Raw genomic sequence first — 24,886 nt, 5'->3', positions numbered from 1 at the left:
TTTGGCGGATTTTTTAGATTTAAAACGGAGCTTATCGGTACAATTGTTTTAGGAGCAATACTTTTTTATTTCTTAATTTGTTTGTGATTTTCAAGAAAGCAATAGCTGTAATATAGGCATCGCCCATGGCGGTATGTCGGTCTTTTTTGGAAATATCAAATTTATCCGCAAGTTCGTCCAAGGTATAGTTGTCCTTTCTATCTAGAAGATTGGAATTCAGCAACGTTCTTTTGTACAAAACGGCGGTGTCTAACGTTTTATTTTTGAGCACTGGCAATCCATTTCGTTCGAGTGCCCTATTAATCATGGTCACATCAAATGTGGTGTGGTGGGCAATTATAATGGAGTCGCCCAGATAGTGCAAAAATTCTTGTAAAGCCTCTATTTCATTAGGTCTGTCCATTACCCAATCCTTTAATATGCCGTGAATTTGGGCACTCGTTTTATCGTAATGATCTTGTTTAATATACACTTCAAAACTATCCGCAATGGCAATGACACCATTTTGCAACGGAATGGCACCAATGCATAAAATGCGGTCGTTGGTATAATCAAAACCAGTAGTTTCGGTATCCAATACTATAAAACGAGTCGCATCTACTTCTTGCAGAAGGATTTCATCAATAGGTTTTTCAAATTTTTTCAAAAAGGAAAGCACCCAGTTTTTACTTTTTTTAAAGAAATGTATCATAATATATTTGAAACATTAAAACGGATGGTAATGATTTCTTGTAACTCTTTGATGGTTTTGAACGTTCGTTTCAGCTTTATTTTTTCTAATTTCGAAAGGGATTCTAAAGCAATATATTGCCCAGAATCATGGTGCAAAAGTCCTTGTTTGGTTCTAAATTTCAATAAAGCTTTGTAGGAGTAGGAGCAGGCCAGATACAACTCTTTGTTGGTGGGTTCTAGTTCGGCTAGTTTTTCAAAACGTTCTGGTGTATTGCTTATTGATTTCACCGAATGGGAAATAATAAGCACTCTTGCCGCATCAGCAAGTGGCATCAAAGCTCTTCGTTTGATATCAAAAAAATCTTTGTTGGCACCGTCCTGTTCGAGCAAAAATTGCCTGAAGAATCCAGTGGGTGATGGACTTTGTAACGCACCACTCACGAGATGAACATAAAAAACAGGATTGGCATTTATAGTGTCAAAAATGTAATCGGATAAATTATTTACAATTTCGGTAGCGCCATAGGAGAGGCTATAATCAAAAAAGATAAACGACAATAAGACTTCGTTTTTGCCAGGATTTGTAATCCAGTGGTGCACTTGGTTTTTCCATTCCTTAAGGCTTAAACACCATTTTGGGTTGGAAGCCATCATTTCGGCAGGGCAATACTCATAACCAATATCAAACAATCCTTTGTTGACATGAGTAGCCAATTCCAGAAAATATTTTTTAGTTTTCGTTTCCAATTCTTCGGAGACATTTTCATAAACGAGTGCATTGTCTTGGTCAGTATGCAACAATTGCTCACTTCTTCCTTGACTTCCTAGCGCCAGCCAAGCAAATTTTACGGGTGGTGGTGTACTCATTTTTTTTAAGGCTATGGCAATAACTTGCTGAATGCACACATCGTTTAACTCGGTGATTATTTTTGAAGTCAGCGTCATTGGGATATTTTGGTCTAAATAGCCTTGTAGCAAGTGCATAATGCTGGCTCTAATGGGCTTAATATCTTTGTACTTTTTGGCTCTTTTTACCGCTTTGATTAGTACTGCAGGATTATTTCCAAGTGCCACCATAACATCGTGTTTGGAGAGAATTCCTATTGCTTTGGTGTTGGGCGTCCCATCTTTGGTAAGGCACAAATGGCTAATATTACTTTTCATCATCGCCATTTGTGCTTGCGTAATGGTTAGCTTTTTGGAGTAGGTAATCACTGGCGATGTCATTATAACTCCCGCCGTTGTGGTTATGGGGTATTCTCCCGTTACAATTTTGTTTCTTAAATCTTTATCGGTAATGATTCCTATGGGGAGTTTGTCTTCTAGGACTAAAATGGCACCCACATTTTTCTTGGTCATTGTTTCGGCAATACTTTTTGCGGTAGTTATCGAGGAGCAGGTAACTATTTTTTTGGAATATTTTACGGGCTGAATGTCTATTAGGTTTTTATCATTTTCTACCGTTTCAGTGCCTATATTTTCGCCATACAGTTTTCCGCGGTGGCTTTTGGAATACGGATTTAGCGTATTGGAAGCAAAACTTTCTATCAAAAAATTTCCTACCGCTCTATTATCTTGCGCATAAGGTTTAAAAAAAGCGATTGGAATGGCATACAAAATGGTCTCTTCAAAGGTTTTGGCTTCCATTTTATAGTTTTCATTGGCAATAAGCGGTCGTAGTCCAAAAATATCGCCTTCATCGCACATATCCAAAACATCATTTTCGGAACTGTTGATAAGCGCAACCGCTCCTTTATGAACCACATAGAAGGAAGTGTGTGTTTCCTCATTTTCGGCAAATATTACGCTGTCTTTTTCTTTGTAAATGATAGAAATTTGTTCGGACAGCAGTTCGATTTCTTTTGGTTGCAAAAAGTTGAAAGGTGGAAAATTTTTTAAAAAGTCAGCAACTCTATGTGAAATTGTATTTTTCATTAAAAAAAGATTAAAAATGGGAATTGGCTAAAAAAAATCCAGCTCTTTTCAAGAAACTGGATTTTTATTCGAACTAGATGGTATGGATTTTGTCGCTTGCGTCGATGAATATAAGGAAACACAAAAAGGCGTTATATAAGTCAAAACAATTTTTAAAACATTTCTAAACGTGAAATTGCGCTCCCAAATTACATCGTAACTGTTGATGGTATTCAATAAAGTACCTACTACAACAGCCAGCAAAAGCGCGTTTTTTATGTTTTTTGAAACCATATATTATTTTTTCTTTTTGGTCATTTTCATATTGATAATCTCTACAAACAGCGAAAACGTGATGGCAAAATACAAATAACCTTTGGGAACGGGCGTTACGTGACTGCCAAAAATCAAAGCATTAGATAAATGAGCACTTTCGGTAAGGAGCATAAAACCAATCAAAATCAAGAATGACAATCCCAAAATTTGAATCGAAGGGTGTTTATTTACAAAATTCCCAACAGGAACCGCAAACTGCATCATGATCAAAACCGAAATCACCACCGCTGTAATCATAATGTACAAAGCACCGGCAACACCATTAGTCATGCCCACTGCGGTCAAAATACTATCAAACGAAAAAACCAAATCAATCATAATAATTTGGAGTAACACGCTTTGAAATGATTTTGCGGCAGCCTTACCCAACTCTTTTTCTTCATGCCCTTTTTCGTCTACTTTCTCTCTAATTTCATTCGTGCTTTTGTAAATCAGGAATAAACCACCAGCAAGCAAAATTAAACTTTGACCCGTCACGCCCGCTTGAAACCAAGTCAAATCAATGGTAAACCAAGGTTCCTTCATTTGGATCAATAGATTAATCCCAAACAACAGTCCAATTCGCATAAACATAGCCAAAAACATACCCACTTTGGTTGCTTTTTTGCGTTGTTCTACCGGTAATTTTCCCGTAGCAATCGATATAAAAATGATATTGTCAATTCCAAGAACGATTTCAAGAAAAGTCAACGTTAATAAGGCAATCCAAGCATCGGGATTCAAAAATACTTCCATGTTATTGAGTTAAATTGTTGTTGTTTTGTTTTTATAGAACGGTTGGGAAGCAGCTTATTTTAGTTTTTCAACCGTACCTCGTTGTTTCTCATCCACACCTACCATTCCAAACTCAAAGGTATACGAATTTTTTGATGTGGTCAAAATTCTCATGTCAATTGCTTTCTTTTCGAGACTATTTTTTGGATGTTTTTTTTGCAAAACATACTCGCAATCATTCACCCATCGAATGGTCGACGTATCGGTTTTGCCGTCGTACGTTTCAATTTCAATGCTGTCGTTGCGTTCAAAAAAAGTCGTTTTTTTAACACCATCGACCGTATAGTCAAACTTGAATTTACCCGTTTTAAAATCCTTGCAATTGCGCTCCACATCATAACAGGACAGAATAGAGAGTAGTGGGAGCAGTAAAAATATTTTTTTCATCAGTATGTGTTTACAGTTTTTTAGGGCCTAATCCAGCTGTTCGTTTCAACTCCTCGGGCGAACCCCTTTTTTTCTAATGCCCTAAAAGGAGCTTCCGTTGGTCGCTCTTTTAGGTCAAGAAAAAATAGGGTTTCTCCCTGTGGGGTTTTCACTGCCATCTGGGGCAATGCGCGTATTTGGAAGTATTATTTCAAAGGATTTCTATTTTAATATCGGATTTTTTTCGATTATCGATTGTATACGGTGCAATTCAATTGTTGCAGGTATTTTATTCGCTAATTTACAAATCATAAAAGGTTTTCTGCCCACCGCTACTGCAATTATTTCATAATAGTTTTCATTATCTTGAAAAAGCTTTACTTCGGTAATACGATTTGTAGCAATGGTGTCTTCAAGATGTATAAAACCAAAAGGTGAAAAATAAATTCCTTTCTTGATTTCAGAATTTTTAATAAAAACAATTTTGGAAATTTTAAAAAATTGATTAATAAGGTACAAGGTTACCAAAAAGAGTGTCATTTTTAAATATTGAAAATCAATTGGAATACACTCAAATAATCCATAATTAAAAATACCAATAAATAGTAAATAGAAGATTGGATGAATAATTTCTTCGGAATTTAAAATAGTTTTTTTTGGCATTGTTTCCTTTGGTTTTAAAATCAAATTACTCAATTTTTATATCGTATTTATCCAAAAGTCCCACAATTCCTTGAATCGAAAATTTTGCTTTTTTCATCGGGTTGTATTCGGGATCTATTTTGTAATTATAGGCCGTTATAAAATTGGCTTCCTTGAGTTGTGTGTCATTAAAAACGGCACCGTCCAGATTGCAATTGTCAAAAACGGCATTCGTTAAATTTGTTCCCACAAAGCTTACTTCTCGTAGCGAACAGGAGTTGAATTTGGTTTTTGGCATTTTCTTGTTGGCAAAGGACGAATAATCCAAAATCGATTCTTCAAAATGAACCGTGAACAAAAAATCAGTACACGTATGAAATTGAATTCCCAATACCTTACAGTTTTTGAAAACAACAGATTTTAAGCTAGTTTCATGCAATTGCATCATCGATAGGTTGCACGCTATAAATTCGCAATCCATAAAAGTGTTGTATGAGAAATCACTATTGGAGAAATCACAGTTCTTAAAAACGCAATCCTCAAATTCTCGGTTGTTGATTTTTTTATCGCTATAAACGACTTTTTCGAATGTTTTTTGGACGTGAATTAGGTTTTCCATTAGTCGTTAAATAAGCTTTTCATAATTGTTTTTAATCCCAAAAACATAAGGAGCATCGCTGCTATACAAGCACAAATTCCAATGGCCAATACGAGATAATGCCACCCATTTCCTTGGTTCATAAATGCATTATAAATCACCGCTGGCCCTATAAATAATAGCGGTAACGCACCTGATAAATAGTGTATTCCTTTGGACAAAAGGGTTTTGTTTGTTGCCATTTTTTTTAGTCTTTATTCGGTTATTTTTTAATCGTACTTATTTTTGATTATAAAAGTCAACAGCCTTACGAACGCTACCGTGTTGCAATAATAATTCCGATCCTTGCTCGTAAGTTACAGGAATTTCCTCCATAATCATTTTTACGCCACGATCAACTAGTTTGCTGTTGCTCAATTGCATATCGACCATTTTGTTGCCTTTTACTTTCCCGAGTTGGATCATTGTTGTCGTGGTGATCATATTGAGTACCAGTTTTTGTGCTGTTCCTGCTTTCATTCTAGAACTTCCAGTTACAAATTCAGGTCCAACTATGACTTCAATAGGGAATTTTGCCGTTTGCGAAAGCGGACTTCCAGCATTGCAAGAAATACTTCCCGTGGCTATATTTTGTGTGTTGCAAGCTTGCAGTCCCCCAATGACATAAGGCGTTGTGCCAGATGCGGCAATGCCTACTACGACATCATTTGAGTTTACATTAAATGCTTTTAAATCCTCCCAGGCTTGAGTGGCATTATCCTCGGCGTTTTCTACCGCTTTGCGAATTGCCGTATCGCCACCAGCTATAATGCCTACTACTAGATCGAATGGCACTCCAAAAGTTGGCGGACATTCTGACGCATCCAAAATTCCCAATCGCCCCGATGTTCCCGCTCCAATGTAAAATAAGCGACCGCCCAATTTCATTTTGGCAACAATTTCGGTTACTAAAACGGTGATTTCTGGAAGTGCTTTTTGTACCGCAAGGGGCACCGTTTGATCTTCTTGGTTAATATTTGAAAGTAAATTAGCTACGGACATTTGTTCTAAATGTTCGTATTTTGAGGATTGTTCCGTGGTTTTGGTAAAGGTCATTTTTTTTGATTCTTGTGTTTTAAGTTTTTTATATTATTTTTTTAAATCAGCATTTATAACTTGTGAACTATGCGTATTTGGACCTGCCAATTCTGTATATATTTTCACATAATCTAACACTATTTTTTGTGTTTGTAAATCATACTTTTTTAGGTAGTTATCTATTTTAGATGTATCCTTTTGGTCATAATAAAAAAAATATTTACTGTTTTTTTCAAGAATACCCCAATAACTTTCTGCACCAGTCCTAAATGAATAAAACCTAACCAATAGAACCTTCTTGTTTTGGGGTTCAATATTAAATATTTCCATACATTTTGTAACCCCCATGTTACCTGAATAATCACTTATTATAATTTCTTTTTTGGCTCTTTCTCGGAATTCATTATTATCAATTAAAAATTTTATGATATCTTTTTGATGTTTTTTAATTCGGTTATCTTTATCAACATTAAATCCTTCTTGTCCATAAATATTTGAGATAAAAAGAGTGAATGTTATTATTAGGATTGATTTTATTTTATTCATCACATTTTTTGTTTTGATCTATTTCATTATAATAAATTGCTTCATTTCTATTTGGTTTACTTTCTGTTGTCGTAGATTTAGGACTTGACAAGCTGTTTGAATCTTTATTGACAATATGTGTTCCCTCGTGAGTACCAACAGCACCTATTTTTTCATCTTTGCTGTAATTTGATAGAATTATCATTTGTCCATCTTTCATAATAGCAGGATTAGAATTTTCTGTTGTTGGAGTTGAAATTTTATCAATTGCTTTTTCATAAACTGTCATCTCAAATTTTGTGATTTTACCATTAGCATCTTTAGTGCCTTCGGAATAACCCATTACAGTTGCTCCGTTTTTCAAAGTTTCAACTTTTTCTGTATCTACTTTCAGAGTTACTTTAGTAGAAGAACTTTCTAAATTATTTAACGTTTGTGTTCCAATATCAGTTTTAGCCATTGCATTACCTATTCTTTGTGTGTCTGGTGAAGCATTTGAACTCCATTTTAGGCTACCATCACTATTTGTGGTATGGGATACTGCTTTTCCATCTGTACCCTCAATCCATTTAGCGGCACGTCCATCAGGGTCTTTGTATTTCATTGGATTATCCAAACACATATTATAAGGCGACCAACTCGGAAATTCCTCACTTAAAGGGTCGGGAGAAATCCAGCGACCAGCTCTGTCGCCTATGGGTTGTGCATCGGGATTTAAACTATCTTGAACAATACGCCCAACAATTTCGTTTTTGTAAACGTGCCAACGAACTGTTCCGATGGTTACAATACTATCCAAATCGTGGAATTCTAAATATTTCCCGTTGCTCAAAGTAGCAATTCTTGCTTTGTATCCAAATTGTGCAAAAGGATTTCCTGCTTGAATATTTTTTTCTCTGCGTGCTTTTTCTTCTTTTGATAGTTTTTCTTGTGCTGAAAGCACAGAAAAAGAGAAGATTATAATAAATAAGTAATAGATTTTTTTCATATCGATTATTTTTTGCTAAAAGTATTTAATTTTTTGTTTTCGTACTTGTTTCTTTCTTTTTTTAAAGAAATTAGCCATTCGAGATACATGTTTTCGGGCATGTTTCTGTAGCCTATTTCGTGAATGTGTGCGTATTGTTTTTCTAATTCTTTGAATTGTTGATTGAAAATTGTTTCAGTTTCTATTTTTTTGATTTGTTTGAAACGAGTTTCTGCTTTTAGAATTAATGCCGATGCAAATTGCGGATATTCTTTGATGGCGGTTTCGCAACATTTGAGTATAAAATTTCCGTCATTGTTTGGAAATTTAGCATTGTAATTGTCAGCTAAATCGATTAAAACGAGTGCGATACTCTCCCGATTGTTTAAGGCTTTCATATATACTCCGTTTGAAATTGCGTCTAAATGAACATATCCCGATGCCATAATCCAAGCATCTATTGGGAAAATTCCGCTTGTGAGTTCGGTATTATACCAACCGTCTTTTATGCTGTTGTGCTTGATATAAACATGGTTTGGTGCGAGTGCCAAATTGGCTTCAACGCCCAATTCTTCGCAAAGAATTTTGTATAAATACGGCATCGAATGACAATTGCCTTTGTGGGTTTCCAACAATTTAGAAACAAATAAATTTTCTCTTGTTTTGTGTCCGAAAATATCATTGAAATCATAACCGAAAGGCGAATATTTGTATATTTTGTCGTTGTAATTTATGGGGATTGTGTCGCACATAATTTGATAAACCGATGCCCATTTGTTTACTGTTGGTTTATCCTTTTCGAGATATGCTAAAAATCTATCTTTGATTAAAGAATTGCTCAAATTGGTTAGAAACTTGATTTGTTTATTGATATTTAATGTGTCTAATTTATCTTCTAAATAAGCATTCTCGACAGAGAAAACTGCTTTTTTGAAACTATAACTATTCTCATCGACAAGCATAGTATTGAGCAAAGCGTAGCTTTGCTCAAATAATTTTTCTTGATTTTCTGCGGTAGCACAAAACTTTGAAAATAGTATTAGTAGAATTGTAAAAGCTATTTTTCTCATTCTTTAATTTTTGAGTGTTTTTATAATTGTTCCTTTAAACTGTAAGTTTAAAGTTTCGTTTTCTTGTTTTCGTTTGGCTTCTTTTAGTGAACCCAACCAGCTTTCATAAGCTTCGGGTGGCATCACTGTAAATCCTAATTGTTCGACTTTTTTACCTTCTGCGTTTGCTTCCTGTAATAGTGCAATTGCATTTGGATTATTTTTTATTGTTTGCAATTGCTGGTTATCCATAGGGTTTATTCCTAATTGTTTTGCAACAAACTCAAAACGAACAGCACAATAATTGGCTTTTACCATTTGTGCATTTACATTTTTTGGATATAATTCTAATGCTTTATCTGCCATTTTTTCTACAAAATCATCGTAACCAAATTTGTGTACGTAACCGTTTGCTAAATCTACATAGAATTCAGAAAGTAATTCTCTTTTGGAAAGGTTTTGTAAGTAAATATGATTCTGTATTGCTTCGGCTTTGATATACCCCGAATTTATCATAAACGAACTTGCTGTAAACATTCCGTTTGTAAGTTCGATATTGTACCATTTTCCGTTTTTATCTTTGAATTTGATAAAGGAATGACTTGGTGAAAATGATAAAAAAGATTCTGCTTGAATTTGTTCGGCTAATATCAAATAGAGTAGAGGCATCGAATGGCATTGACCTGTTTTTGTTTTCAACAATTTGGAAACAAACATTTTCGACCAATCTTTTTGCCCCATATAATCTACGAAGTCATATTTAAAGGGCGTATGTTTTAATCCGTTTGCTTTTAGATTTAAGTTTTCTGAAAAGAATAGAAACAGCATATAGTTTTTAGCAACGTTGCTTTCTGTATCGTATTTCAGTTCTTTCATTTTTGCAATAATATAATCGCCTGAATTTTTTATGATTTTGTCGAATTCTAATTTGTCTTGTGTGTTTTCTAAAAAAGCGTTTTCGATTTCAAAGTTTAAATCTTTTACCGAATAGTTTTCAACGTTCAGTGTTTGCATTTTGTCGTAAACATTTCGGTAATATTCTGTTCCTTTTTTGTTTTCGAGTGATGGAAGATTGTAGTTTACGCCATCACTTTCAGAATTCAAGTCTCTTATATCTTGATAAACGTCACGCATTTGTTGTTCACGTTGCTTTTCGTTTTGTTGAGCTTCACGGATTAATTTTTCGTTTTGTATTTGTTGTTGTTGATTGTAATTTTGCATTGGGTCAGGAATTACATTCTGAACATTCATTCCTCGATTACTTGGTGTTCCAAAATTCTGTGTTTCGTAGTTTTGAAATTGTGTTGGTTGTGGTGCAGTTGGAAATTTTACTTGCCCGAAAGTAAAAAGAGGTAATAAAAGTAAAAATATTCTCTTCATATTCGGTTTTTTCAAAGTTTCGTGTAGCTCAAAGTTGTCTGACAATATTAAATTACGTTGTTGTTCGCAATTTTTTCGCGTTACAATATAGATAAAAAATAGTATTCAACACATTGAAATACAATAATATGAATATCAATAATAGGTTCCTATTCTTGTCAAATATAGTGAAAAAGATTTAATTTTTTTTTGTACTACTGCGTTTTGTATTTTAAAGGGGAGCTGGAACTGGGTATATAAAATAATTTTAAATACTTGATTATTAGTTTTTTAATGGCTATGTTGTAATTTTTTTAAACAAAAAAAAGCCTAGCGAAACAACTACCGCTAGGCTTTTTAACAAACAAAAAACAAATTTGATTTTGGAATCAAAAGGTATAGGTCACTTTTCCTTTTAGAAAGAAAGGTGTTCCTGGTGTAAAATGTATTTCGGTTACGCTGGTAGGTTCGTTTTGCAATCTCGATTCGGTGGCAAATTGGGTTTCTTTCCATGCGGTATTAAACAAATTGGCAATGGATAGGCCATAAATCAAAGATTTGTGCGTGTAATTGATGTTAAAATCGGTGACACAATAGCCATTGGCAACTATAGAATTGTCCTCGTTTGCGGGGCGATTTTTTAGGTAGCGGTAATGCAATCCTCCCGAAAAACCATTTATTTTTTGAAAACTCAATCCTCCTGTTGCTGTAAAATCAGGAGCTAGCGGAATGTAATCTTGTCCCTTGGGCGCATCAATGCTGCGGGCATAGGTGTAATTTGCATCACTGTCCAGAAATAGATAATCGTTGAGTTGGTAACGCAATCCTACATCTATTCCCATGCGCTTTGATTTTCCGCTGGGTTCGATTATTCCGGCATCGCCCACATACACAAACTCTTGCTCGAGGTACAAATACCATAAAGCGGCGTTGACAATGAGGTTGGGAAAGGGTTTGAAAATCGTTCCTACATCAGTCCCAATAGCGGTTGGCAAAATTTGTTTACCTCCATTTTGCACCACAACACGGGCATCATTAGAATGAAACCCAAAGCCCGATTTGACAAAAAATTGAAGGCTATTATTGGCGGTGTAAATAAAATTTAGTTTGGGCGAAAATTTGACTTTACTCTCGGATTGGGTTCTAAAATCCGTGCTTATTTTGTCAGTATAATTGAATTTGAAATAATCTACTCGTAACGCTGGATTGATAATGAGTTTGCCTAGGTTGAACTCGGAATTCACATACGAGAATACATTTGACTCCTCAATATCGCCTAACTTTAAGGTTTGCAACGTGGTTTGTCTGTGCAGCGTATGCGAAAGTTCCGTATCCGTGGTGGCATCGGCACGAAAACCAATACCAAATTGCAGTCCCAAATCCAGATGGTCTTGTTTGATTTTCTTGTTCAATTCCGAACTCATTCCGTAGGTATTCCTGTTTTCTTTTTGCCGAATTTGGTCGCCATTATTGGGGTCTTCTAGAAAAAAAGTAAAATTAGAGTACAATTCGAACTCATATTTAGTGTAAAAAGCACTCGTTTTCAAGAACGTATTTTCGTTTATTGGTTTGTTCAAAACGGCATTGAAGTTGGTTCTGGATGTAGTACCACCCTCGGTTGCATCAACGGATCCAAATCTAGAAATAATACCCGCATTAACCAATCGCTGTGGCACTTGACCCGAAGCATCCCAACGACTAGCAAAGCGAGAAACCGAAACCGAAAAAGTGCTCCCATCGTCTAAAATAGCGGCATATTTCCCCAAAACATTCACTCGATTAAAATTTTGTGGCGCATCAAATGGGCCATCGGTTAGTATATATTCGGTGGCTAGGTAGGCACTTTGTTTTTTTTGGTTTCCCAAAAGGTTGAATAAACCAACGGTTCGTAAGGTGTTAAATTGCCCAACTTCAATCCCAATACTGCTTTTTTCTAATTTTTGTTTGGTGGCAAAAGCGACATATCCAGCTGTTGCAAAATCGCCTTTGTTGGCATAATAAGTACCTTTGCCAAAATCGATTTTCTCTACCGTTTCTGGAATTACAAAATGCAAATCGGCGTAGCCTTGACCGTGTGCGTGCGACACCATATTTACGGGCATCCCGTCAACCGAAATGGCAATATCGGTACCGTGGTCAATATCAAAACCACGCAAAAATAATTGTTCAGCTTTGCCGCCACCTGCATGTTGCCCAATGAATAATCCAGGTACTTTTCGTAAAATTTCCTGCGATGAATTTACAGGTGTAGTTTGTAAATCTATTTTTGAAATCACATTCATTGCCGAAAGTTTGGGCTGAATAACCACTTCGTTCAACCGGAAACTGTCCTCTTGAAGTACAATTAGTGCCTCGGAAATCGTGAGGGTGTACGTTGCTTTTTTATAACCCAAAGCACTTATTTGCAACACATTTCCTTGGGCTGATTGAGCCATGCTAAATTGACCAAATTCGTTGGTATGGGCATGACTTTGGGAATTGGTATTGCTTACATATGCGTTTTCAATAGGATTTCCATCAGTGTCTAGAACACGTCCTTTGATAATTTGACCATAGGTAGATACTGTCAAAAATAAAATTAGGTTTATAAAAAGTGTTTTCATTTGCTTATAATTGGGTTACTTTTTGGTCTAAATTTGGACCTAACTCATAAATACTTTCTAGTAATTGGGACTTAATGGGTTTTACTTTTTCGGCTAAATTATTAGATTTATATATCATTGCCAAATGATAGTTTACTTTGGGTTCAAATGATTTTCCAGCTACATATTTTTGAGCAATTTCAAGTGCTTTTTGATTTTTGCCTAAATTGTAATACGACCAAGCAAGCAAATCATAGGAATCAGGGGTAGGACGGTGATCAATTTCTATTTTGGCAATTTCAAGTGCTTTATTGGCTGTGGCTTTGGCATCGGCATAAATCAAAACGTTGTATTTGTTGTACATAGCGCCATAATTTAGGGATTTTAGCATGGCAAAATAAGCGTTTTTGTTTGCTAATTCGCTTGCTGTATCGCCTTCAAATTGGGCTATTTGCGATTTCAAAAGATAAAAATCAGGAGTGTTGTGCGTTACTTCAATGGCTTCAACAATGCGTTTGGCTTCTTTGGTGTTTCTTTCGTGCGAAAAAACAATCCACGCAATTCCTTTTAAAGCATACGAATAATTGGGGTCGATTGCCAATGTTTTGAGGTAGCTATCATACGATTCTTGAATCCTTCCAGCGTGTCCGTAAAAATCGCCTAGGTTGGAATACGACCATATTTTCAGGACTTTATTGTCTTCTTTTTCGGCTATGGTTCTGGCTTTTTCCATAAATGAAATTGCCGTTTTCAAGTCGCCTTTGTGGTCGTTCCATTTGGCAATCCTAATGAGATAATCATAATCTTTCAAGTTTCGCAAGGCATTCAAGTTGCGTGCCGCCTCGGGATAATTGCCCAATTCCATTTGCACATCAAAGAGTAATTTTTGGGTTTCCTTGAGTCCTTCGCCTATGGCTAATGCTTTGTTGGCCAGTTGTAATGCTTCCTTAAACCGATGTTGCGCAATGTAATTTCTAGCCAGTGAGCGAATGGTCGACACTTTAGAATACTGGTACGCTTGATTGGATTGGGTTAATAATGCTTCGGTTTTGTATAAATTTTTGATGTCGCCAGTGTATTCAAAAAGCGTAGCATAATTAGACGCGATTAGACTCAAATAACTGATTTGGTTGGGAGCGGCATCGAATTTTTTTTGCCAAAAATCAATTTCATTGTTCGCAAAAGTGATTGATTTGTTGCCCTTTACATGCAAATAGTTGTTGTAATCGGCTGTATTGGTAATTTGTTTTGGCGTATTGCTACAACTGTGGAGCAAGAATACCAAAAGCAATATTGGAATTGTTTGTACTAGTTTCATAATCAAGTTGTTTTGGGGTAAGTCAAATTGCATTTCATAAAATAAAGACCATTTTTTATTTTTTAAACCATATAAGGAAATTAAGGTCATTTAAGCTATTGGATTAAGTAGTTGTTAGCAATTACAATATTTTTTACGATAGTTAAAATTAAAAAAACTAGTGTCAAATAGTTTTAAATACTTATATGTACTTAATTTCCTTATATGGTAATTTTTTGCAATACTAATTTTTGATTTGGACTTTAAATAAAATGTAAGTTGTAATGTACCCAGTTGTTTGTTTAAAAAATCCTTCGAAAAAGGACACCGATGAAACGAATTGTTATTGCAAAACACAGCTAAAAATGGATTTTTTATGTCCTCTATTTTTCAAGCAAGGATGAAGTTGTTGTTTACTTGCCCAATTGTGTAGAGCATTCAATAGGAATGCGGGAAATTGTATGTTTAAAAAATAGCGTACAAATTTTTTTTGTACGCTATTTTTTTATAAAAATCTTACCAAGCCGTGGCTAAATACGGGAAGGAGGCAGTGAAGGTTTTGTCATTGGCATCTACATGATCCGAGGTTAGTCCTGGGTTTGAAGTTCCTGCTGGCCCACCAAAGATGAGTAGCAATTCGACATCGATAACATCATCTGCCAAGGCTCTTCCTGTCAAAACATTGGTACCGTCAAAGAATGTTGTTTTGGCGGTTTTAGACACATTCAAGACATCCGTAGACAAAAGTCCCGTTAGCATATCCGCGTCTTGACCCAACGCATTTTTAGTATAGCCAGCATTCAAAGCGAGTAAACGGGATTTAAAAATTGATTTGTAATTGGCGCCCATCATTGACGGAATAGTGGCATTAAAAGCATCTTTTGGTGCTCCTGCAGCAATAAAAACGGTGTTTATTGCCGGTCTAGCCATTTGATCTTGTTGTACAAATGTTCCCGAAAAGTCGATACTGGCAATAGGATCTGGAGTCGAATTATCATTAGAATCACAGCTTGCTACCGCTAATGCGCTAATTGTTGCAAGCGCTATTGTTTTGAATTTATTAGATTTCATCATGATTTTTTTTGTTTAAAAAAGTGATTAGTAAATTATTGTTTTTTCTTTGTTTCAGCCCAAATATTCAAGGTATTGGAACTTCCTAACATCGTTTTAGGAACCTCAACCACTAGCGAGAGCACATTGGTACCTGCAAAAGTATCGGTGCCAGGACTATTGAATCCTGATGCAGTTCCGCCAAGGATGGCTTTGAATTGTCCTAAATCAAAAAAGAACGGATCGTCTCTTGGTCCTGCAAAAAATTTCATCCCGTTTTGAGTTGCCAAAACTGGAGTCGCACCGTATTTTGAAATGTCTACGCTACCCGAAGCGGCACTTTTGACAATCGTACTCGTTGTCCCGTTAGCCGTAGGAGCGTAAGGACCAAAGAAATACATTTTGTCCCCTCGTTTGATAGCTTGAATAACCAGATCTTCTACATTGTCACCGTTGTTGTCAATGTTGATTTCGATCATTACGTTTTCATTAAAACTCGCTGCCGCCGTAGCATTAGGACTCAACAATCCTTGTGTGTTGACTGCAAAAACCAAATTATTGGTATCTTGTCCTTGAAACGCATAGACATCCGTGATATCCGCTGCATTTCCTGTTACTGATGGTGCGTCTACGTGATCCGCAGCAACCAGAATTAAGCCCGAGATCGCTACTAGCGAAAGCCCTAAAATCATTTTTGTTTTTTTCATTTTGTTTGTTATTTAAAAGGTTATAGAAGCATTTACGGGATTGCTTTCGATATGGTTTTATAAAATCATAAAAAAATTAAAAATAAAAGTAGTATATTTTTTAAATCATTAATTTTCAATGTTTTAAAAACAAAATAAAAAGCTAAAAAAATATATTTTATTTTTTATCGCAGCAGTATTTTGTTAATAAGAAGTAATTGTAAATAAGTTTGTATAGTTTTGTAATTCCAAAAAATAAGAATATGACCCAAGACGAATTATTGGTATTGTTGTATAAAAAGGACGAAAGGGCTTTTACACATCTTTATGATATGTATTCAAAAAGTTTATTTTCGGTGATTGCTGTTTTGGTCAAAAACCGAGAAGAAGCCGAGGATGTCCTGCAAGAAGTATTTGTAAAAATCTGGAAAAACTTTGATTCCTATCACGAGAGCAAAGGTCGTTTTTACACCTGGATTCTTAATATTGCCCGAAATACGGCGATCGATAAATTGCGTTCCAAAAATTTTAATAACAGTCAAAAAAACCAGCCTTCGGATAATTTCGTACATCTATTAGATGATAGCAACAAACTGGTCAATAAGATTGATACCATTGGAATTCAGGAATTTGTAAAGAAGCTAAAACCCAAATGTATTCAAATCATAGATTTATTATTCTTTAAAGGATACACCCAGCAAGAAGCTTCGGAGGAATTGGAAATCCCACTGGGAACAGTAAAAACGCATAATCGAAATTGTATCAATGATTTAAGAAATTATCTTAAAGTATAATGGAAACGAAACAATATATAGCCTCTGGCATTCTAGAACTCTACGTTTACGGTTTATTAAGCGAACCCGAAACGATAGAAGTAGCCGAGATGGCCCAGAACAATATCGAGATTAACGACGAAATTATTGCCATCGAAAAAGCAATTGTTGCCTTATCGTCTAGTTTTTCGCCATTCCATTCGGTGGCGAATTACGAAAAAATAAAAGCCAAACTGGAACTAAAACAAGTACCCGTAATTGCGCTTGACGCCAAAACGAATTATGTTCAATACATAGGTTGGGCAGCGGCGGTGCTCTTGCTGTTAGGCATTGGATTCCAATACAATCAATTGGAGCAAACCACAAATCAAGTCGTTACTATAACCACCCAAAAGCAAAAAGTAGTCAACGATTTAAGGGATTTAAAACTGCAAAACAACGCCAACCAAACCAGTCTAGCCGTGGTACGCGATGCCAAAAATACCGTTGTTTCATTGGGCGGTCAAGCGGTATCTCCGGCTTCATTTGCCAAAATATATTGGAATCAGGAAAGCAAAACCGTATATGTAGATGCCGCCGGGTTACCAGAACCGCCAAAGGGAATGGTGTACCAAATTTGGGCATTAAAACTCAATCCGTTAACGCCTACCAGTATTGGGTTACTCTCTCATTTTGAGGGCAACAACACCAAGATTTTTGCAGTTGATGCCGCTACTGATGCCCAAGCCTTTGGGATCACGCTCGAACCCGCCGGCGGAAGTGTAACCCCAACCATGGAACAATTGTATGCTTTAGGAAAAGTGTAAAATAAAAAAAAATTAAACGAAAAAACGCTACTAGAAGTTTGCATCTAGTAGCGTTTTTTTTTTGGTTTACAATAAAGGAAAAGCCTATTTTCTCTCGAGTTCTAATCTAGCAATTGGCTGATAGACAATAGGGATTTGTTCAATAACCACATCACTTTTATCCAACCCAAATGCACGTGTGTCTGACAAGGACATATTTTTAAGAATATAATACGAGTTCAAGAGCATCGCGTCTCGAACCGCAAATTCATTCTCTACCGATAAAAATTTCTCGATAATAACAAATTTAAAATCAGGTTCGGCGTTGTATTTTGTTGAACCATCGGGACGAATATGCAGGTTTAATTGTTTGTCATTGACCAAGTTTTGAACGATTTTTTTGAAATACAATTCTACTTTTGGTTGGATTCTAAATCCAATATTCAACACAATTTTTATCACTTTGTCATCCAGAATTTCAATGACTTCATAATTTAATGTAAATGGATCATTGGTTCTATTGATATGAAAAAACCAGTAAACATCGGCTCTTTTAGGTTTTTTAGAAAATATCGAATTGATAATTTTTTCTTCAATTTCGTAGTTTTTATCGGCTTTAGACAAGTAAATCAAATGGGTCGAATATTTTGGGATCGCAGTATCGTTACTCAATTCCTCCAATCGTTTGGTATGAGCGACTAGATTGGTAAATTTTAAGAATTTATTGTTTATTTTTCTTGAAAAAAACCAAGTATACATAGTCAAGAATATAAAAAGTTCAAAGAATAAAAACATCCATCGCTCTTTAATTTTAACGATATTGGCAATGAAAAAAGCAATTTCGATGATGACAAAAAGAAAAATGATGCATACAATCAAGATGCGATTCATTTTTTTGATGTAAATCAAATAATAATTCAACAATACGGTGGTCATCAGCATGGCAATGGTTATCGAGAATCCATAAGCAGCCTCCATATTTGAGGAGGTTTTGAAATACAAAACCATCAAGATACACCCAATCCAGAGTATGGTATTTACGGATGGGATATAGATTTGTCCCTTAAGATTGGTGGGGTTTCGCATGGTAACTCTGGGCCAAAAATTGAGTGACATGGCCTCGTTTATCAACGTATAGGAACCACTTATTAAGGCTTGCGATGCGATAATGGCGGCAAATGTAGCAATAATTACTCCCGAGAATAAAAACCACTGTGGCATAATGGTATAAAATGGATTCCTGCCGTCTAGAAAACGACTGCTTTGATTCATAAGCCACGATGCTTGTCCTAAATAATTGACAACCAAGGCTATTTTGACAAAAATCCATGTGATTCGGATGTTCTTTTTGCCGCAATGCCCCAAGTCTGAATATAAAGCTTCGGCTCCTGTGGTACATAAAAAGACAGCCCCCAACAACCAAAATCCGTGGGGATATTCGACTAATAATTGGTAGGCATACATTGGGTTCAAAGCGGTTAAAATGGCGGGATGATCCAAGATTTGTATAAAACCAAGAACGAACAACATCGTGAACCAAACCACCATGGCTGGCCCAAAAAAGAACCCCACTTTTTGAGTACCAAACCGCTGAAAAAAGAAAAGCCCCGATATAATCAGTATCACTATAGGAAGTATAGGAATGCCCGGAACCACATCGCCCAAGCCTTCTACCGCCGAGGCTACAGAGATTGGTGGCGTAATAATTCCGTCAGCAAGTAGTGTTGTAGCGCCTAATATTGTTGGGATCACTAGCTTTCCTTTTCCAAATCTTTTGACCAATGCATAGAGTGAGAAAACGCCACCTTCGCCATGATTATCAGCCGAGAGGGTGAGTAGAACGTATTTTAAAGTGGTTTGAAAAGTCAATGTCCAGAAGATACACGAAATCCCGCCGTAAACCAGTAGCTTTGATATTTCTCTTTCGCCAATAATGGCTTTCATGACATACAAAGGGCTCGTCCCTATGTCGCCGTAAATAATTCCTAATGCTACTAACAGTGATGCAGCACTAACTTTTTGAATGGTAGATGTATTCATTTTTTGTAATTGTAATTTGTTTAATTATTTTTTTTTGGGCACAACAAAGCGTGTCAGGAATGGAATTAACATTCTGATTGCTATTTTAAATTAAAGTTTTATTTATTTTAACTGGTATTAAATCGGTATCCTACACCGGATTCGGTGGTAATTAATTGGGGTTTATTAGGATCTTCTTCTAATTTTTTTCGTAATTGTGCAATAAACACTCGCAAATATTGTGTTTGATCGGAATAGCTATTGCCCCAAATTTCTTTAAGAATGTATTGGTGTGTCAAAACGCGACCGTCATTTTTATAGAGTAAAATTAAAAGCGCATATTCCGTTGCTGTTAGTTTTACGATTTCGTCATGAACTTTTACCACACGGGACACTAAATCTATGGCAACAGTTCCAAAATGGGCTATGGGATCATTATTTTGAATCGTGTTTACCCGCAAAGCAGTACGGATGCGGGCTAGGAGTTCCTGAGTTCTAAATGGTTTTGTTAAATAATCATTGGCACCATTATCCAGTGCGGTTACAATTTGGCTTTCGGCACTTTTTACGGATAAAATAAGAATGGGATTTTGATACCATTCTCTTAATTTCACCAGCACTTCTTGTCCGTCTACATCTGGTAATCCTAGGTCTAACAGGATTAAATCTGGCTGGTAACTGGCTGCCATAGTGATGCCTTCTTTTCCATTTACGGCAAAATAAACTTTATAATCATTGGCTTCCAATGAAATTTCGAGCAATTTTCGTATTTGAATTTCGTCGTCAATGACTAATATTTTGAAAGGATTATTCATTTTTCAAGGAATTTATAGCCATACAATCTACATGGAATTCTAGTGTGAAAACCGCTCCATCGTTTTCGGCATTTTCAAGTGTAATGCTGCCGTTTTGCGCTTCTACAAAACCTTTTACTATGGATAATCCCAAGCCTGTACCGCCTGTTTTGGAATTTTTAAATCTATAAAATTTATCAAATGCGCGATCAATCTCGTCACTCGGGAAACCATGCCCATCGTCAGAAACGGTAATAATGCATTTTTTGATTAAATCAACATGGTGGTCATAATCCGCATCCACATCATATTGTGCTTGAATGACAATATTCACTCCTTTTGGGGTATGCTGGGAACAATTGTAAACTAAATTATAGATTATTTGTTCCATCAAGCCATAGTCGAGTTTAAAAAGAGGTAAGTTTTCGTCAATTTTATAGGTTATTTTATGGTCTTTGGTCTCCTCGGAAATGCGATTGCAAACATTATAAATGATTTCTTTTACATCGCACCAGTCTAATTTGGGCTGAATCACACCTGATTCTAAACGGGACATATTCAATAAATTTTCGACTTGGTAGTTGAGTTTCATTGAAGCTTTTTCGATTTCAAAAAGCAATTTTTGCTGTTTGTCCTCGGATAAATGGATGTCTTTTTGTTGTAACATATCAATCGAACCTAGAATTGCGGCAATGGGAGTTCGCAATTCATGCGAGAGGGAATCGAGCATGGTATTGTACAATTTCATTGTGCTGGCTCTAGTCTCTTTGATGTGAATGGCGTGTTGCATTCGTTTGAAATTATTAGTCAAAACCGCATTGATGAGGGCAATAATGAAGAACATAATCAACAATAAAGCATCCTCGGTATTGTCAATATGCAAGGTGTGGTAGGGTTTTATAAACAAATAATCCAACGCCAATGCGCTCAAAAGGGCTCCCAACAAAACGGGTTTTATTTCTAAAAAAATGGCCAATAACGATACCAAAACCAAAAGTACATACCCAATAATTTTATAATCTATAGCGTCTCGAACGATTAATGACACTAGTGACACCACGAGCACTGACACGAAACTAATCATATATTGACTTGCTGCATTCTTTTTATATAAAATAGTCATCTTCATTTGTTTTAGGCAAAGTTACGGCGATAGTTATATTTTTTTCATTTTAAAGCTTCTTGAAAATATAAAGATTTTATAAAGATGATTGACGGGTCGCCAAACCAGAGCGTTCGCTTTTAAAACAATTGTAAATACAAAAAGAAAACACACCACTGATTGCTTCACCTGTTCACTATCGCTCGGGTCACAGATTTTAAAACCAAAATAATGTTGTTTGATTGCACAAATTCAAAAATCAGTGCAATTTCATTCCTTTTAAGTTATTGAAATCTGTGAATCTGTGGCAGTCTTTTTTAAAAGCGAATGCCCTCTCGCCAAACGGACTAACAATGCAGTATTGGCACACGAATGAAACAGATTTTTTGCTTTTTTTAGATAAATCTGTTTTTATCCGTTTAAATCCGTGTCATCCGTATACCATTTTAAGTTGCGGATAGTGATAACGATTGTTTTTTTTTCTCCATCAAAAAAAAACGGTTACAAACACCATACCCAGACAATTTTACTACTTTTACACCCTCAAATTTAGAACTATGTCAGTTGCCAAGAAAGATTATAAAAGAATAACGACCAAGTCCCTTATCGAAATGAAGTCCAATGGCGAAAAAATCGCCATGCTTACGGCCTACGATTATACGATGGCCAAAATTGTGGATACCGCTGGAATCGATGTGATTCTTGTGGGCGATTCAGCATCGAATGTTATGGCGGGTCACGAAACCACTTTGCCCATAACACTTGACCAAATGATTTACCACGCATCATCCGTAGTACGGGCAATCGAGCGGGCATTGGTGGTGGTGGATTTGCCCTTTGGGAGCTACCAATCTGATCCCAAAGAAGCCTTGCGTTCCTCGATTCGAATCATGAAAGAAAGTGGCGGTCATGCCGTAAAACTGGAAGGTGGTGCTGAAATAAAAGATTCGATAAAAAAAATCCTAAACGCTGGAATTCCTGTCATGGGACATTTAGGACTTACACCACAATCGATCTATAAATTTGGTACCTATACCGTTCGTGCCAAAGAAGAAGAAGAAGCCGATAAATTAATGGAAGATGCCAAGTTGCTCGAAAAATTAGGTTGTTTTGCCGTAGTTATCGAAAAAGTTCCCGCTCATTTAGCCCAAAAAGTAGCAGAAAGTATCTCGATTCCAGTAATTGGTATTGGTGCAGGCGGTGGCGTAGACGGGCAAGTCTTGGTCATACACGATATGTTAGGGATGAATAATGAATTTAGTCCCCGTTTTTTGAGACGGTATTTAAACCTATACGAGCAAATGACTTCCGCCATAGGAAATTATGTAACCGATGTAAAATCAACCGATTTCCCTAATGCCAACGAGCAATATTAGTTGGAGGTAACCAATGCAATAGTCCATTTTGAAAATAGTTTCTACTAAATCCAACCTTCAAATTCTTCACGAAGACAACCACCTCATTGTAATCAATAAGCGGGTTGGCGATATTGTGCAAGGCGATAAAACGGGTGACAAACCCTTATCCGAGGTGGTCAAAGAATACCTAAAAGACAAATACAATAAACCGGGCGAGGTTTTTCTGGGAGTCGTTCATCGGTTGGATCGCCCTACGACCGGTATTGTTGTTTTCGCCCGTACCAGCAAGGCTTTGACTCGAATGAATGCTTTATTTAGCAACCGCGAAACCCAAAAAACCTACTGGGCGGTAGTCAAAAACAAACCCGAAAAAGCTACTGATACCCTCGTACACTACCTGAAACGAAACGAGAAAAACAATACCTCAAAGGCGCACCTTAAGGAAGTTCCAGAGAGTAAACTCGCCTCATTGTCCTATACCATAATCAAAACGTTAGACCATTATGTTGCTCTAGAAATCAATTTGCATACGGGGCGACACCATCAAATTAGGGCACAACTTCAGGCTATAGGGTCGCCAATAAAAGGCGATTTAAAATACGGTTTTGACCGTTCTAATCCTGATGGCGGCATACACCTTCATGCTCGAAAACTAGTTTTTGTACATCCCGTAACCCAGGAATCCCTGCTTATAGTAGCACCAACACCCCAAGACGTGATTTGGAATGTCCTGTAAAAATTACAATTGCGTTACTGGTTATGGGAAAATAGCTCATATTTGAAAAAGTATACAAGACTTCGCTGATTTATTTTTATTTGGAGGATTGTAGGGGATCAAGTAGTTGGCAGTAATTTTAAAAATCCGAATGAAAAAGACATTTATCTTATTTTTTGCATTTTTTTTATTTTCTTGTAGTTCAGAATTTAAAGGAATTGAAAAACCAACAGAATATTCCGAAATAATAAAACGAAGACAAATAGTTGGTGCTAAATTTTCTGAAAATGGAGATTGTTTTATGCGTTTACAAAACGTAAAAAGATTTACACCAAATCTTGAAGAAATTAAAAATGCCGAAAATATTTTGAAAAAAAATATTCAAAAAACTAATTCAAAAAAAATCAATCAAGGAAATGATTGTCCAATAATTCATAATAACCTAAATCTTTTTAGAAGACAATATTGGGGCTATTATAACCAAAAGAATGAAAAAGTGATTTACGTAACTTTTAATAAAAACAAAATCAGACTTATAGGAAAAATTAAAGGTCTTCAAAGAGACGAGACTGATAGATGGAAAAAGGAAAGGGAAAGTTTAGAAGATGGTTGCAGTAATCATTGGGAAATTAAAATTAACTTAACAACAAAAGAATTATTTGAGTTTGAGGTTAATGGAACTGGATAAAAACAGACATTAACCTATTCGGAGTCCGTTTAGCAATAGTAATAATAAGCATCAAAAAATCCCTGATAAATGAAAACAGTAGCCTAAAAGGCACATGAATTTAAAAGGGAATTATTCCAAAATAAGTTGCACAAAAACCGAATGCAACCAGCGATTAAATTTAAAGCCAGACTCTTTGATGGTGCCTACAATTTCAAAACCAAATTTTTCGTGAAAAGCAATACTACTCGTGTTTTCGGCATCGATAACGCCAATCATGGTGTGGAGTTTTTGGTTTTTGGCAAGAACAATTAAGTGGGTTAGGAGTGCTTTCCCAATACCTTTTCCAACGCAATTGGGTGCTGCATAAACCGAATGCTCCACCGTAAATTTATACGCTTCTCGAAAACGGAATTCGCTATAGTACCCAAAACCTACAACAGCATTAGCTTCGATGGCAACAATTACAGGGAAACCTTTGGTTATTTTATCTTCAAATAGTGCCGTTTGTGTCGCTAAAGTCCTTGGTTCATAATCATACAAAGCCGAGGAATTCAAAATATTATAATTGATAATCTCAAGAATTGCTTGGGTATCTTGGGGTTGGTAGGCTCTTATTGCTATGTTCATTGCTGTAAAATTAGTTATGACAATCCGTTAGGAGTACTCGTTTTGGATTGTAAGTCCGCATAGTGACTGTTCTATAATTGTATTCAAAAATAAGAAAAATCAATAGAAAGAAACCAAAAAAACAGCCACAAGTTTGTAACTTTGTAGCT

At 36.0% G+C, this 24,886-nt stretch carries 26 protein-coding genes; 5 read left to right on the top strand and 21 right to left on the bottom strand.

The window, feature by feature from the left end; translation table 11 throughout:
* Positions 1 to 31 precede the first annotated feature (31 nt).
* The 17 genes from FNW21_RS12420 to FNW21_RS16695 all read right to left on the bottom strand — a co-directional run bounded on the left by FNW21_RS12420 (position 32) and on the right by FNW21_RS16695 (position 15,915).
* Positions 32 to 691, bottom strand: a complete 660-nt coding sequence (locus FNW21_RS12420; RefSeq protein ID WP_144257074.1) for a 3'-5' exonuclease — start codon at positions 689 to 691, stop codon at positions 32 to 34.
* Positions 688 to 2,607 (bottom strand): DUF294 nucleotidyltransferase-like domain-containing protein, encoded by a 1,920-nt coding sequence (locus FNW21_RS12415; RefSeq protein WP_144257073.1) that lies wholly within the window; start codon positions 2,605 to 2,607, stop codon positions 688 to 690. The genes FNW21_RS12420 and FNW21_RS12415 overlap by 4 nt, the downstream gene beginning before the upstream one ends.
* A 48-nt stretch (positions 2,608 to 2,655) precedes the next feature.
* A complete protein-coding gene (gene nrtS, locus FNW21_RS12410; RefSeq protein ID WP_144257072.1) occupies positions 2,656 to 2,880 on the bottom strand; it encodes a nitrate/nitrite transporter NrtS in 225 nt (74 codons plus the stop codon).
* Positions 2,881 to 2,883: 3 nt separating this feature from the next.
* Positions 2,884 to 3,657 carry a TerC family protein gene (locus FNW21_RS12405; protein WP_144257071.1) on the bottom strand — a complete coding sequence of 258 codons (774 nt, stop codon included), beginning with the start codon at positions 3,655 to 3,657 and terminating at the stop codon, positions 2,884 to 2,886.
* Between the two features lie 54 nt (positions 3,658 to 3,711).
* The gene (locus tag FNW21_RS12400; protein WP_144257070.1) at positions 3,712 to 4,083 is read right to left on the bottom strand and encodes a DNA topoisomerase IV; all 372 of its coding nucleotides are present in this window, start codon (positions 4,081 to 4,083) and stop codon (positions 3,712 to 3,714) included.
* Between the two features lie 201 nt (positions 4,084 to 4,284).
* Complete coding sequence (locus FNW21_RS12395) at positions 4,285 to 4,725, bottom strand: hypothetical protein (protein ID WP_144257069.1); 441 nt, start codon at positions 4,723 to 4,725, stop codon at positions 4,285 to 4,287.
* Between the two features lie 25 nt (positions 4,726 to 4,750).
* On the bottom strand, positions 4,751 to 5,323 hold the full coding sequence (locus FNW21_RS12390) for a pentapeptide repeat-containing protein (protein ID WP_144257068.1): 573 nt from the start codon (positions 5,321 to 5,323) through the stop codon (positions 4,751 to 4,753).
* A complete protein-coding gene (locus FNW21_RS12385) occupies positions 5,323 to 5,544 on the bottom strand; it encodes a DUF6095 family protein (RefSeq protein ID WP_144257067.1) in 222 nt (73 codons plus the stop codon). The genes FNW21_RS12390 and FNW21_RS12385 overlap by 1 nt, the downstream gene beginning before the upstream one ends.
* A gap of 37 nt (positions 5,545 to 5,581) precedes the next feature.
* Entirely contained in the window at positions 5,582 to 6,397 is an 816-nt protein-coding gene (murQ, locus tag FNW21_RS12380; RefSeq protein WP_144257066.1) for an N-acetylmuramic acid 6-phosphate etherase, read from the bottom strand.
* A 33-nt stretch (positions 6,398 to 6,430) separates the two neighbouring features.
* Positions 6,431 to 6,925 carry a hypothetical protein gene (locus FNW21_RS12375; protein ID WP_144257065.1) on the bottom strand — a complete coding sequence of 165 codons (495 nt, stop codon included), beginning with the start codon at positions 6,923 to 6,925 and terminating at the stop codon, positions 6,431 to 6,433.
* Positions 6,918 to 7,892, bottom strand: a complete 975-nt coding sequence (locus FNW21_RS12370) for an RHS repeat domain-containing protein (protein WP_144257064.1) — start codon at positions 7,890 to 7,892, stop codon at positions 6,918 to 6,920. The genes FNW21_RS12375 and FNW21_RS12370 overlap by 8 nt, the downstream gene beginning before the upstream one ends.
* 5 nt (positions 7,893 to 7,897) lie before the next feature.
* Entirely contained in the window at positions 7,898 to 8,941 is a 1,044-nt protein-coding gene (locus FNW21_RS12365) for a hypothetical protein (protein WP_144257063.1), read from the bottom strand.
* Between the two features lie 3 nt (positions 8,942 to 8,944).
* Positions 8,945 to 10,300 carry a hypothetical protein gene (locus tag FNW21_RS12360; protein WP_144257062.1) on the bottom strand — a complete coding sequence of 452 codons (1,356 nt, stop codon included), beginning with the start codon at positions 10,298 to 10,300 and terminating at the stop codon, positions 8,945 to 8,947.
* A 368-nt stretch (positions 10,301 to 10,668) separates the two neighbouring features.
* Positions 10,669 to 12,882 (bottom strand): TonB-dependent receptor, encoded by a 2,214-nt coding sequence (locus FNW21_RS12355; RefSeq protein ID WP_144257061.1) that lies wholly within the window; start codon positions 12,880 to 12,882, stop codon positions 10,669 to 10,671.
* 4 nt (positions 12,883 to 12,886) lie between these two features.
* Positions 12,887 to 14,179, bottom strand: a complete 1,293-nt coding sequence (locus FNW21_RS12350; protein WP_144257060.1) for a tetratricopeptide repeat protein — start codon at positions 14,177 to 14,179, stop codon at positions 12,887 to 12,889.
* A 495-nt stretch (positions 14,180 to 14,674) separates the two neighbouring features.
* Positions 14,675 to 15,229 carry a DUF4331 family protein gene (locus FNW21_RS16700; RefSeq protein WP_144257100.1) on the bottom strand — a complete coding sequence of 185 codons (555 nt, stop codon included), beginning with the start codon at positions 15,227 to 15,229 and terminating at the stop codon, positions 14,675 to 14,677.
* Positions 15,230 to 15,264: 35 nt separating this feature from the next.
* Positions 15,265 to 15,915: a DUF4331 family protein gene (locus FNW21_RS16695; RefSeq protein ID WP_144257059.1), complete on the bottom strand. Its 651-nt coding sequence runs from the start codon at positions 15,913 to 15,915 to the stop codon at positions 15,265 to 15,267.
* A 242-nt stretch (positions 15,916 to 16,157) separates the two neighbouring features.
* Here FNW21_RS16695 and FNW21_RS12335 point away from each other — a divergent pair, with 242 nt between their 5' ends.
* Positions 16,158 to 16,688 carry an RNA polymerase sigma factor gene (locus FNW21_RS12335; protein WP_144257058.1) on the top strand — a complete coding sequence of 177 codons (531 nt, stop codon included), beginning with the start codon at positions 16,158 to 16,160 and terminating at the stop codon, positions 16,686 to 16,688.
* The gene (locus tag FNW21_RS12330) at positions 16,688 to 17,473 is read left to right on the top strand and encodes an anti-sigma factor (RefSeq protein ID WP_144257057.1); all 786 of its coding nucleotides are present in this window, start codon (positions 16,688 to 16,690) and stop codon (positions 17,471 to 17,473) included. The genes FNW21_RS12335 and FNW21_RS12330 overlap by 1 nt, the downstream gene beginning before the upstream one ends.
* An 84-nt stretch (positions 17,474 to 17,557) precedes the next feature.
* On the opposite strand, the gene FNW21_RS12325 is transcribed toward FNW21_RS12330, so the two are convergent.
* From FNW21_RS12325 to FNW21_RS12315, 3 genes are all read right to left on the bottom strand, one after another.
* Positions 17,558 to 19,492, bottom strand: a complete 1,935-nt coding sequence (locus FNW21_RS12325) for a KUP/HAK/KT family potassium transporter (protein WP_144257056.1) — start codon at positions 19,490 to 19,492, stop codon at positions 17,558 to 17,560.
* Positions 19,493 to 19,599: 107 nt separating this feature from the next.
* Positions 19,600 to 20,286, bottom strand: a complete 687-nt coding sequence (locus FNW21_RS12320) for a response regulator (RefSeq protein ID WP_144257055.1) — start codon at positions 20,284 to 20,286, stop codon at positions 19,600 to 19,602.
* On the bottom strand, positions 20,279 to 21,388 hold the full coding sequence (locus tag FNW21_RS12315) for a sensor histidine kinase (protein WP_185963928.1): 1,110 nt from the start codon (positions 21,386 to 21,388) through the stop codon (positions 20,279 to 20,281). Before FNW21_RS12315 ends, FNW21_RS12320 begins: the two co-directional genes overlap by 8 nt.
* A gap of 536 nt (positions 21,389 to 21,924) precedes the next feature.
* Between FNW21_RS12315 and panB the strand changes: the two genes are divergently transcribed.
* The 3 genes from panB to FNW21_RS12300 all read left to right on the top strand — a co-directional run bounded on the left by panB (position 21,925) and on the right by FNW21_RS12300 (position 24,128).
* Complete coding sequence (gene panB / locus FNW21_RS12310; protein ID WP_144257053.1) at positions 21,925 to 22,743, top strand: 3-methyl-2-oxobutanoate hydroxymethyltransferase; 819 nt, start codon at positions 21,925 to 21,927, stop codon at positions 22,741 to 22,743.
* Between the two features lie 28 nt (positions 22,744 to 22,771).
* A complete protein-coding gene (locus tag FNW21_RS12305) occupies positions 22,772 to 23,461 on the top strand; it encodes an RluA family pseudouridine synthase (RefSeq protein WP_144257052.1) in 690 nt (229 codons plus the stop codon).
* A 130-nt stretch (positions 23,462 to 23,591) separates the two neighbouring features.
* Positions 23,592 to 24,128 (top strand): hypothetical protein, encoded by a 537-nt coding sequence (locus FNW21_RS12300; RefSeq protein ID WP_144257051.1) that lies wholly within the window; start codon positions 23,592 to 23,594, stop codon positions 24,126 to 24,128.
* Between the two features lie 111 nt (positions 24,129 to 24,239).
* Here the strand turns inward: FNW21_RS12300 and FNW21_RS12295 are convergent, their stop codons facing one another.
* Positions 24,240 to 24,737 carry a GNAT family N-acetyltransferase gene (locus FNW21_RS12295; RefSeq protein ID WP_144257050.1) on the bottom strand — a complete coding sequence of 166 codons (498 nt, stop codon included), beginning with the start codon at positions 24,735 to 24,737 and terminating at the stop codon, positions 24,240 to 24,242.
* Positions 24,738 to 24,886 lie beyond the last annotated feature (149 nt).

Origin of the sequence: Flavobacterium restrictum, assembly GCF_007097245.1 — a bacterium.
In the GTDB taxonomy this organism is placed as follows: Bacteria; Bacteroidota; Bacteroidia; order Flavobacteriales; family Flavobacteriaceae; genus Flavobacterium; species Flavobacterium restrictum.
The sequence above is the reverse complement of the archived record's forward strand: the minus strand, read 5'-3'. Positions and strand labels throughout refer to the sequence as shown.